Here is an 11,091-nt window from a genome sequence, read left to right on the forward strand (position 1 = left end):
ACTCTTTATGAAGGGCAGCGGTTCCGGAGCACTGAACACATCGAGGCTCGAGGAGGAGCGCCGACAGGGCCGCGCGGCAGGAGAAACGGTCTTTCCGATCTCCCCGCGCCCCTGCCATCGAGCGCCGCGCGCTCGCCGTGGATGGGGCGGGCGGTTCGCGCTCGCGCTGCTCGTCGCGGGCTGCTCGCCCGCGGCCGTCGACGGATCGCCGGCGCCCCTGCCGGACGGCGGAGGGGGCGCCCCCGCCGAGCCGCCTTCGCCCGCCGCGTGTGATGCCTCCGCGGCCGACGGCGTCGCCGTCTTCGCCTCGAGCGTCGACACGGGCGCCCCGCAGGCGCCCGGAGCTCCCCCCTACGCGATCGACGGCTGCCTGCTGGCCTACGTCGCGCCGCGCGAGGCGGGCGACGTGAGCGGCGCTCTGAGGCTGCGTGATCTCGGTACGGGCGAAGAGCTCCTCCTCGCGCCGGCCGCCGAGACGCCCCGCCGGCCTGCGCTCGCCGGCGATGTCGTGGTGTGGGAGGCGACGGACAGCGGAGCACGCGTGGTGCGCGTGCGCCGGGGTGGCGAGACGCAGACGATCCGCGGCCCGTTCGATCACGCGGGCGAGCCGCGCGTGGCGGGAGACGCCGTGGTCCTGACGGGCTGGTTGACCGCGGACGAGAGCGGCGACACGGACGTCTTCCTGTACGAGATCGGCCAGGCGGAGGCGGTCCAGATCGCGTCCGGCCCGGGGCAGCAGCGTTTCCCGGACATCTCGGCGACGCACGTCGCCTTCGCTGATTTCTCCGAGGATCCCGACGGCCGCTTCGACGAGGACGAGCGCGATCTAGCGGACATCGTTGTCTATGACCGGCGCACGAGGCGCGCTGTCCCGCGATTCCGGGAAGGCAAACAGTCCTTCCCGATGCTCGGCGCCGGAGAGAGGGTGGTGGCTTATCTCGAATGGGCGCCGTTTCATCCGGAGCCCAAGTACGAGCAGTTCGATCTGCGGATCGGGGACATCACCGCTCCTGCGGACGGCGACGCCCTGGCCGCGAGCATCGAGCAGTCGGGCCGGCCGTACGTGCTTCCCGAGGTCCGCGGCGAGCTCATCGAGTGGGTGGAGCGGCCCGCGGACGGCAATGCGTCCTTGCGGCGGAGGCCGGCCGATCTCTCGGCGCCCGCGGTCGAGGTCCCCGGGCTCTCGGCGTTCGAGCTGTTCGGGCCGTCGGCTTCTGCGACGATCACCGTGGTCGCGGCGCGCTCGCCGGGAGGCGAGCTGGAGCTCCACGGCATCGCCCGGTGATCGGGGGCCACCTGGCACGTAGGCGGACTGTGTCGCTGTTCGACTCGATCGAGCTTCTCGTCTACAGGTGGGGGGCCGCCCGAGATGGTTGTTTTGGATCACCAGCAGCGTCGCCGCCTTGGCCAGCGCCTTCTCCTTGCGTCGCAGCTGCCGATCCTGTTTCCGTACACGCCGTGACGAGGGCGGGGCTTAGCCGGCCCGCTCAGCGCCTCCAGCGCGGCTTTGCGCCACTCGGCCAGCTTCGCCTTAACCATTCGGGCTTGGCCTCCGCCTCAAGGACGACTTATCCAGGATGCGTGCACCGGGCCGCCGTTGGGCGCGCCGGCGTGGAGGGCCTCGCTGACGAAAGAGGCGACGGCCTTACTCTGAGTGAGCTCGTCGAGAAGTTGCGCGACGTGGGCCAGCGCTTCGACTAGCTTTGTGTCCGCATCCCGCGCCGCGAACGTAGTGCCTAGTAGCTGGAGAGCGCGGTCGACGATCTCGTTAAACGCGTCGGGATGATGTTCGGCGTTGCGTAGCCGACCCGTGACGTCCAGCAGCGTGTCGTCGAGCCACGCGGGAATTCGTAACCTTGCACTGTCGAGCAGTGAACGGGCGCTGCGCAGGTATACGCTGGTGGGGGCGGCGTAGCCGCGCGGGAGCCGCGCCTTCACGATTCTCCGGAACGCGACTTCGAGCATCGCAGCCACGGCTGCGTGGCGACGGGTGCCTCGGAGCATCCCGGCACGGATGAAGGTCAGGCTACGCATCGAGTCCTGGGCGGCTTCTCGCACCGGGGCTGGGAGACCGACCATCCGCTTTTCGAGCGCCGCCGCCATATCCGCCAGTCCGTTCGATCGGCGCTCGTCCCGCATGCTCTGCACGATGGCGCGAAAGCGCTCTCGAAGCTCTCCGGCCCGCGGGCGATCCTCGGATCGAGGGATCACCATCCGGCCCAGGAGATCTTGGAGCTGGTGGGAGGCTGCGGACGCGTTCGTGGCGGCGCTCAGGTCCGTCTTCAGAAGCTTCCGCAGCATGGTGCCGGTGGAGTACACGTCACCGGCGGTCGACCAGGCCGAGGAGTCGCTCGTGTTGAGCACCTCGGGAGGAATGAACTCCGCCACGCCTTCGACGATGGAGCGTTGACCGCCACGGAGCTGCTCGACCGCCCGCGCCAGCCCGAAGTCGATCAAGACGACGTTGATCTCTACCTTGCGAGCATCGTCGTCCTGCGGGACGCGAAGGAGGACATTCGCGGGCCGGATGTCGCGGTGAACCACGCCCGAACGCTCCAGCACCGCCAGGACTTCCGCCATCTGCAGGCCCACTTCCGCGACCGTGGGTTCCGTCATGCTGCCCTCGGGGAGCGGATAGCCCGGGATCCACTCGTAGACCACGAGCCCCTGCTGAGGATCATCGTCCGCGATGCCCATCTGCAGGATACGGGGCAGATGCTCCCGAACCCGCTGGTCGCCCGCTTCGCCGATCTTCCGGAGGAGCGCGACCTCGTGGATGAACCGCGCCCTCGCCCGTGTCTCGCGGAGCGAGATCGCCCTCACTGCGACAGCGCGGTTGTTCCATTCCGCGCGCCAGATCCGGGCCTGGCCGCCCTCGAATTCGGGCGTCTCGTCGGCGTCGCTGCTGCTCATGCGTGCCGGCCGCCGCACCCGGTGGAGCCCGAGGCGCTGCGCGGCTTCGCGCTCGGCATCGTCATGGAGCGGGCGCGGGCTGAGCGCGCGAATCGCGAGCAGCCGCTCCAGCATCGGCAGCTTGAACTCACCATGATCGTTGAGGACGCGCAGGTTTTCGAGCTCTCCCTCGGCTTCGTTCAGCCGCTCATCGAGCGGCTCCGCGTCGGGGCAGAGCTTGCGAAGCAGCGCCCTGGCTTCGGCACGGCCGGCGCTCCCGCCGGCTGGTCTCTGCGCGCGCGCACCGGCCCAGGCGAGAGCCAGCGGGTAGGCGGTGCTCGGCTTCCAGTCATTGAGGTTGTCGCTCTCGTTGAGCGGATCACGTACCCAGTCCCAGATTGCCGTGTCGCCGTTGCGGAAGTCCGTCTCGATCTTCGCGCTCGCCCGGTCGACGTCGGCGCGAATGAACCAGGTTCGGTGCGATTCCCGGCAGAGCGTGAGGATTTCCGCCAAGAGCTTGCCGAGGATGAACAGGTTCCCGGAGAGCTTCGCGAGGTGCTCGCGCGCCTCGCGGGAGCTCTGCAGGCCACCGCCGCTAGTGGTGGTGCGCTGGAGCAGGTCGATGATCTCGTCATCGCTAAACTCGAATCGGTGGAACTCCTTGAGCGAGGCGCGCAAGTTGGTGCTGATCAGCTTCTGCAGATGGCCTTGGCCGACGAACCCGAAGAGCACCGCTGCGCGCTGCACCTTCTCGTCGCGCTTGACTATCGCCCACGAGTCCTCCATTCGCTCTTTGAGCCGCTCCGCCAGCTGCTCGCGCCGCGGATGCGCGAACATCGCCTGCGCCTCGTCTACGAGGACGTAGATGGCGCGAATCCCGCGCGCTGCCGCCTCTTCGCGGACGGAGTCGTAGGCGTGCGCCACGGGCAGGAGCCCATCTTCCAGATCCCGGTAGACTTTCCTGGGGCTGAACTTGGCTTCGAACCGCTTCGCGACTTCGTCCCACAGGCTCGCCAGCGGTCGCTGGCTGGCCGCGACGCGGTCCAGCAGGACGATGTCGTCGGCTCCGATGAACTTCTGTACGCCACGAAGCAAGCTCGTCTTACCGAACCTCCGGGGGCCATAGACGAAAAAGGACGAGGCCCCCTGGCGCAAGATGCTCAGCAAGGCGTCGTAGCGGCGCTCGACGCCGAGCCGGCAGCGCAGCATGTCCTCCGGCTCCACGTTCTGGGGGATGGGATCGCGCAGCTCCGGCATTGTCAGCGCCAGCACCTTCCAGGTTAGCGTGGTCTTCTCGCTCCCGCCGTCCGGCGCGGTGCCCGTGATCGATACTTGCAGCTCCCTCTTGCGTGCCGCCATGTCCTCGGCGAAGCGCCGCGAGAGGACCACCGTAATCTCGAAGTCGTGCTGGATGGTTCCCGCAGGAAGATCGAGCGGATCGATCTCTTCGCGGTACGCATGCGCTTGTGGGGTCACGAAGCTCACCGACAGCTTCGTGAGCTTGACGCGGAGCTGGATCGCCGCTGGGAGCGGCGACTTGAAGCGCACCTGCACCGGGAGGCAGACGGTCCCGTAGTCGAGCGTGTCGATTTGCTTGTAGACGCCTCGCGCATGGTGCACCGCGGCGCTGGCGCTACCGTCACTTTTCGAGGACAGCGGGGGATCGAACCAGAATGCGGGGATCGAGCGCACGTCAGGAGACGTGGGCAAGAAACGCCGGGCGATCTCCCGGATTTGCTGGAAGGTGAGATTGGAAATCGTATTGAGCAGAGCGCGGACCAGGTCGATGTCGCGCAGCGTGCTGCTGCAGTCGTCGAGGGATGCTGTTCGCAGGTGCTCCCGGACGGCGTCGAGCGTCTCCGTACCGAGAGAGTCCGAGAGCTCCCTGAACCGCTGCAGGATCCCCTCTCGCTCGAGGACCTCGGCCTCGGTGTCAGGCCACCCGGCCGACAGGCGAGCACGATCCTGGTCGGTGGTGATCTCTGCGATCCGCACGAGTCGGCCCTCACGTTCGTTCTGTGCGGCCCGCTCTTCCAACGCTCGCCGGAGTCGCTCCGTCAGCGTGCCGGCACCCAGGTCGGGGAGATCGCGGACGTGCTCCTGCTCCGCCGCCGGGAGTTCCTCCACCCAGCGCAAGCACGCCTGGGCCTCGTCGACGAACGCACCGGCATCGATGACCTGCCTGGCGCGCGCGGCGCGGTCCGTCACCCCTCGCCAGACCCAGTCGGGGAGATGTGCCTCGATCCGAGTCGCGAGGGCGCGCGCGCTCTGGAGCTCATCGAGGCTCTCCGGTCGGCCGAGCAGATCCACGAGCCTGTCGTCGAGGGGGGCTTCGATGCTGGTGCCGAGCCAGGTTGCGATCTCGTCGACCGACGTCGCGATGGCGGCGACCTCGGTCTGCTCTGGCAGCCGTGCGAGCTGGGCGTTTAGGGCGGCGATGGCCTGGCTCAGCGCGGCCGCTACCTGGAGTGGACGCGCCGGGTTGAGGGGCGCCCCGATCCACCCTTCCTCGACTTCACGCAGGGCTTGGAGCGTGCGGAGGACCTCGCTCACTCCCGAGCAAAGGCGTGCGCGCGCCGCGTCCAGAAGGGTGCGGACACACGGTGGCTGCGTCCCGCCCACGCGCTGCTCCGAACGGTCTGGCATGCCGGTCGGCGGGCCGCTGTAGGGGGCGATCTGCTGCGTGGAATGGAGAGCACCCTGCGCGGTCTCGGCGCCGCGCTGCGCAGCGTCGCCGGCCCTCGGCGCAGCCGCTTCAGCCCCCGGCGCATCCCCGCCGGTGCCTTGCGAGCCCTCGCTGGCACCCACGGCGTCCACGCCTGTGACAAGCGCCTCCTGGCTGCCGCCCAGCGCAGTTTCGCGAGCGTATGGCACGCCTTCGCCCGCTTTCTGCGTGGCCTCGCTGCCCTTCGCCTTGAGCTTGACGATCGGCGACCCAATGGACGGCGTGGGCGAGACGACGCCAAGGCTCGGCACTCGCCCCGAGCGCGGAGGCGGCGCCGTATCCGCGGGCGTCTCCCCCGACGGCGTAAGCTCCGGCGGGGCGGCACGGCGCTTTGAGGTCGGTGCACGGTAGTCCTTCCAGCGGAGGAGGACTGCCGCGGCGTTCGCCTCGTCCTCCGTGGCCAAGAGGCGCTCCACGGGCGACTCCAGGAACTCGTCGTCGCCGGTCAGGTCGCGGAGGCCGTCGCGTAGCCACGTGAGAACGGCGCGACGCCAGGCGAAGGCGGCCTCCGGGGCGGTGGCCGCGTGGCTCAGGTCCTTCGCGCTCTCCTCGAGCTCGACCAGTCGGTCTCGAGCTCGAACCCCGCTCGCCATGGCCAGCCAGATCTGCGCGCGATCCTCGTCGAGCAAAGGCAGCTGCGAGAGCGCCGCGAGGAACGCTTGGAGCTTCTGGTTGCCGAAAGACGCGGGGTTGCACACGGTGTTCAGCAGCGGCACGCCGAGCGCGCGCCGCAGGGCCTGGTGCACGCGCTCGTCTATCTCGACATCACCAGGCAGAGGTCCAGCCACGAGTGCCCGAAGCTTTTCGGGCAGAAACGCGCGCGTCCGGACGCCGTGCGCGTTCAGGAACTCGCGAGCGGGGGTGAGGACGTCCGTTACAGTAGGGGCCTTCCGTGGCAAGAAGCGCCTCCGCGTAGCGGGGGGCACCCCCGACAGCCGGCGCCTCACGTCGTCGCTGAGGGCCTGCGCGGTCACGAGGAGATCCTCGTCGGCGATGCGGCGGCGCGGAGGGAGCGTGGGCGTCTCCGGTTTCGGCGGAGGCGCGACAGGCTTCGCATGCAGCGACGCATCGTCGAGGGCCTGCGCGGTCACGAGGGGATCCTCGTTGGCGATGTCGCGGCGCGGAGGGAGCGTGGGCGTTTCCGGCTTCGGCGGCGGAGGCGCGACAGGCTTCGGATGCAGAGATGTGGACGTCACGGGCGCCGCCGGTGGGGTGAGGAGAAGCAGCAAGCCATCGAGCTGATCCGCGGGCGATGAGCCTGCACTCGGAGCGACGGATTGGAACGACGCCTGGAAGCGGACAGCCTCTGGCGGGACGGGAACGGGCGCGAGGAGGTCCGTGATGAGCAACGCATCACCGCGCGGTGAGATCCTCGCGGTAGCCCTGCAAAGATCGGAGAACAAGACCAGCTCTTGTGCATCCGTGCCCCGCGCAACGACGATGTAGTTCTTCCCGCCCGATTTGGCCCACCGGTGGGTCAGCTCGTCGAAGACGTGCTGGCTGGGGCGGATGCCCTTGGCCCCGCGGAACTCTGGCGCTCTGTGGACGGCGTTGCCGGTCAGTTGAAGATAGTGAGTCGTCATCGCGTGCGTTGCTCGATCTGGGCGGTAGCGCCGCTCCTCAGAAGTTGCGCTTCGTACGATGGAACCCTCTAGGAGCTCTTCCAGCTTCTCGATGGATGCTCCCTACGGACGGAAGGCTCAGCGTACATGATGGCGCGGGTGCCGGGTAGACGGGGGTGAGGGGCTCAGCGCCGCGCAGCGGCAGGTGGCACGCGCCGGAGCGAGAACTGGGCCGACGGACATCTCCTTTCATGGTGGCGGGGAGACCTACGCCGTCGCTGGTGCTCGCCGCTGAAGAAGGTGGGTGATGTGCGCGGATCTGTTCTGGAGCTGGTTCCGGGGCGGCGTTTACATGAGCGAGTCTTGGCGCGAGGATAAGGCTCGCGTCGTCGCGGTGGTAGGGTTGCTCACTTCGCACAATTTATCGACGTACCCAAGTCTGATGAAAGGGGAAGTTGCAATGAAGCGAACCGCGGTCCGGCACTTCCTGCGCGAGGTGCGTTGGTGAGCGCGCGAGGATCGACGGCGAACGCTGCGCTGCGCCGGCACCATGGCGGGCGCCCGCTTTTCACGCTCAACCTGTCGGCGGCCGAGCTCTCCGCACTGCGGGAGGCGCTTGCGGATGGCGTCCGAAGCACGGGGATCGCTGCGTTGCGGGCACCGGACCGCGCCCGCATGTTCGTGGTCTACGCCGCCGAGTTCCTATGCCAGGAGGGGCACGCGCTGGAGTGGCGGCCCATCCTCGGCTCGATCGGGGTGAGCGCCGAGGAGGCGCCGCGGTATCCCGAGCTTTACGAGGCCGTGGTCGACGCCCTGCGCTCTTTCGATCGGCAGGTCGTGACGCGCCAGGGCCGCAGGCGCTTTCTCGCGACGTTGCTCCGGGAAGGCGGGCTCCCCGTGCACATCGGTAATCTCCCCGAGCTGGTGGGGGCGCTGGGCCGGGAGATCGGCTGGGAGGCGCTCGCAGGCCAGGACGGCATGGCCGCCCGGCGCTTCGCCGTGGCCCGTATTAAGTTGCTTGCGCAGGGGCGGCTCCGAGAGTTGCTCGACGCGAGCGAGGCCGCCGAGGCGCTGGAAGACATCCTCGCAGATGCCGCATCGACGCGCGAGCGGCTGGCGCGGTGCGGGGTGGATCCGACCTCGCTCGGCAGCGCGGACGATGTCCGGTGCGCGCTGGATCAACACGGGATCGAGCTGCCGGCGACGAGGAATCCCCGCTTGCTAGCGGCCATTCTGGCCTCGTTCCGGGACGCGGCGCAGTCGCCGCGCGGAGCGCCGGCGGCGTCCTTCGGCGCGGCGCTGGAGCTGCGCGCGATCCTGCTACCAGATCGCCGAATCGAGCTCCGCGCGAGCTTGGATCTGGCGCATCCGGCGCTCCGTGGGCGCATCCCCGCGGACGTGACGTATGCGACCGTGGCCCTGGAGCCCGGGACGCACGGGGCGCGCTTGATCGCGTGGTCGGAAGGGGAGAAGCGCTTCGAGAGCGACGACGCCGTCAAGGGACGTCTGGAGTGGCTCCTCGGCATGGGGAGCTCGACCGCGATCGTGGTGGCGCGCTACGCGGCGAGGGGCGGCGCGGCGCAGGTGGTGCCCGTCGAGACGCTGGTGCTCCCGGACCAGGCGCTGTGGTGGTTCGACGAGGGGGGCCGGATGCTCCGCGCGGATCAGGAGCTCATCGCCGCCGGCGAGCGCCGCCTCCTCTTGGCGCGCGAAGAGATCGTGATCGAGACCTCGGGAGGCGTCACCGCCGGGGAGCTCTCCGGGGGAGCAGCCGCCGCCTGGGCCATCGACGCCGCCACGGAAGGGGAGGTCCGCGTGCTCACCGCGGGAGGCGAGATCACGGTGCTCGAGTGCCGGCAGCGGGTCCTCTCCGTGAGCATCGAGGGCGGCTTGCCGTCCCAGTTCTCGCGCGCAACCAGCGCCTTCGAGCGCTTGCCCGATCTGACCGTGAACGACGCCCCCGATGGGGTCGACGTGATCGTAAGCGCCGGGCAGCACGCGCCCTTCGAGACAGTGGCGCGCGATGCGACGGGGCGTATCCGTCTCAGCGGGCTCCCGCAGCTCCGAGGCGCGTGCGGCACCGTGCGGGTGCGCCTCACGGCGCGCGACGGGCGGAACTTCTGTGCCCGATGGACGGTGATCCCGCCGCAAATCGTGGAGCTCGTGGAGGCGCGGCGGGTCGTCTTCGGATCGAAGCTCCTGGCCCATGTGACCAGCCCGCACGGGGTGGTCACGGCGCTCGGCCCAGGCCGCTTCGAGATCCAGGCCCCCGCGGACGCGCAGGAGGTCGCGGCGGCGCTAGGGCTCAACTCGGGGGAGATCCTCCGTGCCTGCGTGCCGCTCGCGCGACGCTACGTGCGCTTGTGGAAAGACGTCGTGTCCAGGGAGGAGGCGCCGCTCGACGGGACGGCGATCCTCACGGAGCGCATGGTCTTCACGCACGCCTGCGTGGAGGTGCGCTCCGAGCCCGATCGCGAGGTGTGGCTGGAGGACGAGGGCGGGGCGCGCCTCGTCACGAGCCGCACCGATCGCTTCGGGCGCGCGCTGGTCCCACTGCGCGACGTGGTGCGGCAGAAGCTCCGGCCGGACAGGAGCTCGATCCTCGTCGCCGCCCGCGTCGACGGCGATCCGGCGGCCTATCGCTTCCAGGTAGTCGTCCCCCGGATGCACCACCCGTCGCGTGTCACGCGCCCGGGGCAGCTCGTGCTCAAGCTGCTGCTCGACGAACGCGATCTACCGGAGAAGCCCGCGCTGGCCTGTTTCGATGTCCTGCGACCATTCGACGAGCCGGCGATCGTCGCCTGCGGGCTCGAGAAGGTCGGGCCCCAGCGCTTCGAGGCAGCAGCGGCCGCGAGCGCGCTGCCGACGTCGCGCGGCCGGTGGATCGTGTTCCTGGCGGACGCGGCGCGGTCGCCCGTGAGGAGCCATTCGGGCGGCGTGCTGGTGGAGATCCCCCTGGACATGGAGGCGGTCCCCCCGCGCGTGCTCTCGGCGCTTGACGAGGGGTTGTGGTCCAAGGAGGAGGCGCAGATTCTCCGCGCGCTGGAGGACATGACGGCCGATCCGCCTGCGTTCGAGGTGTGGCTTGATCGCTTCGTGGGCGCGGTGCGGGCCCGCGCGGCCTTCGGGATCGAGTGGTTCTACCTCTTCGATCTCGTCGCCGCGCGCGCGCCCTGGGTCCTGCTCGCCGCGGCGGCGCGGCTCCCTGCACGCGCCCGGTTCGCGTGGCTCGATCTGTACCGCACCGAGTGCCGCGGCTTCACTTGGCTCGGCATGACCCGCTCGGAGCGGCGACCTCTCGCGCGAGCGCTGCGGCGCAAGGAGGTCCACGAGATTACCGAGCTAATCGAGACGGCCAAACAGGCGCGCGCCATGCCGCGCGTCGTCGAGCTGACGCTGTATCAGGAGGCGCTGGGTGGGCGGCCGGAGGCCCCGCTGCTCCTCGAATCCATGAAGGCGGAAGTGTTCGGTGAGGGTGGTCCCATCGAGCTTCCCCGCGACTGGGAGGGGCGCCTCGCGCTCCGGATGTCGGACCTGACCGAGATCGCGACGCAGGACAGTCTGCGTGGACGCCGAGCGGCGGCGTTGCTGAAGCTCCGCCAAGGGGCGAGCCAGGAGCTTCTAGAAGCGCTCCCGCGGGCCTGGGTCTTCGGTACGCCCGGCGCCGCGCCGAGCGTCACGGCGACGTTGATCGAGGCGGAGGCGAAGGCGAAGCGCGAGCTCTCGGTCGGCCACGGCCGCACGGTCGTCGACGCCGAGCTGCGCGTGGCCGAGGCGGCGCAACTTTTGACGGCGTACCGTGAGCAGGGCGCACGGATCAGGAAGGACGCGTGGAACGCCATCGCGGTGCTCGACCAGATCGTACCCGACCTTCTGGATGCCTGGTTGCTCGCGTCGATGGGGAAGAGGTGA

The 11,091-nt window shown here is 69.6% G+C and carries 3 protein-coding genes; 2 read left to right on the forward strand and 1 reads right to left on the reverse strand.

The features are described from left to right. Positions 1 to 7 precede the first annotated feature (7 nt). The gene (locus tag WMF45_RS18345; protein ID WP_437718166.1) at positions 8 to 1,285 is read left to right on the forward strand and encodes a hypothetical protein; all 1,278 of its coding nucleotides are present in this window, start codon (positions 8 to 10) and stop codon (positions 1,283 to 1,285) included. 272 nt (positions 1,286 to 1,557) lie between these two features. Here the strand turns inward: WMF45_RS18345 and WMF45_RS18350 are convergent, their stop codons facing one another. Beyond that, positions 1,558 to 7,200 carry a protein kinase domain-containing protein gene (locus tag WMF45_RS18350; RefSeq protein WP_437718167.1) on the reverse strand — a complete coding sequence of 1,881 codons (5,643 nt, stop codon included), beginning with the start codon at positions 7,198 to 7,200 and terminating at the stop codon, positions 1,558 to 1,560. A gap of 654 nt (positions 7,201 to 7,854) precedes the next feature. On the opposite strand from WMF45_RS18350, the gene WMF45_RS18355 reads away from it, so the two are divergent. Beyond that, a complete protein-coding gene (locus tag WMF45_RS18355; protein WP_437718168.1) occupies positions 7,855 to 11,091 on the forward strand; it encodes a hypothetical protein in 3,237 nt (1,078 codons plus the stop codon).

It is taken from the genome of Sorangium sp. So ce448 (genome assembly GCF_051520915.1).
Classification (GTDB): Bacteria; Myxococcota_A; Polyangia; order Polyangiales; family Polyangiaceae; genus Sorangium; species Sorangium cellulosum_B.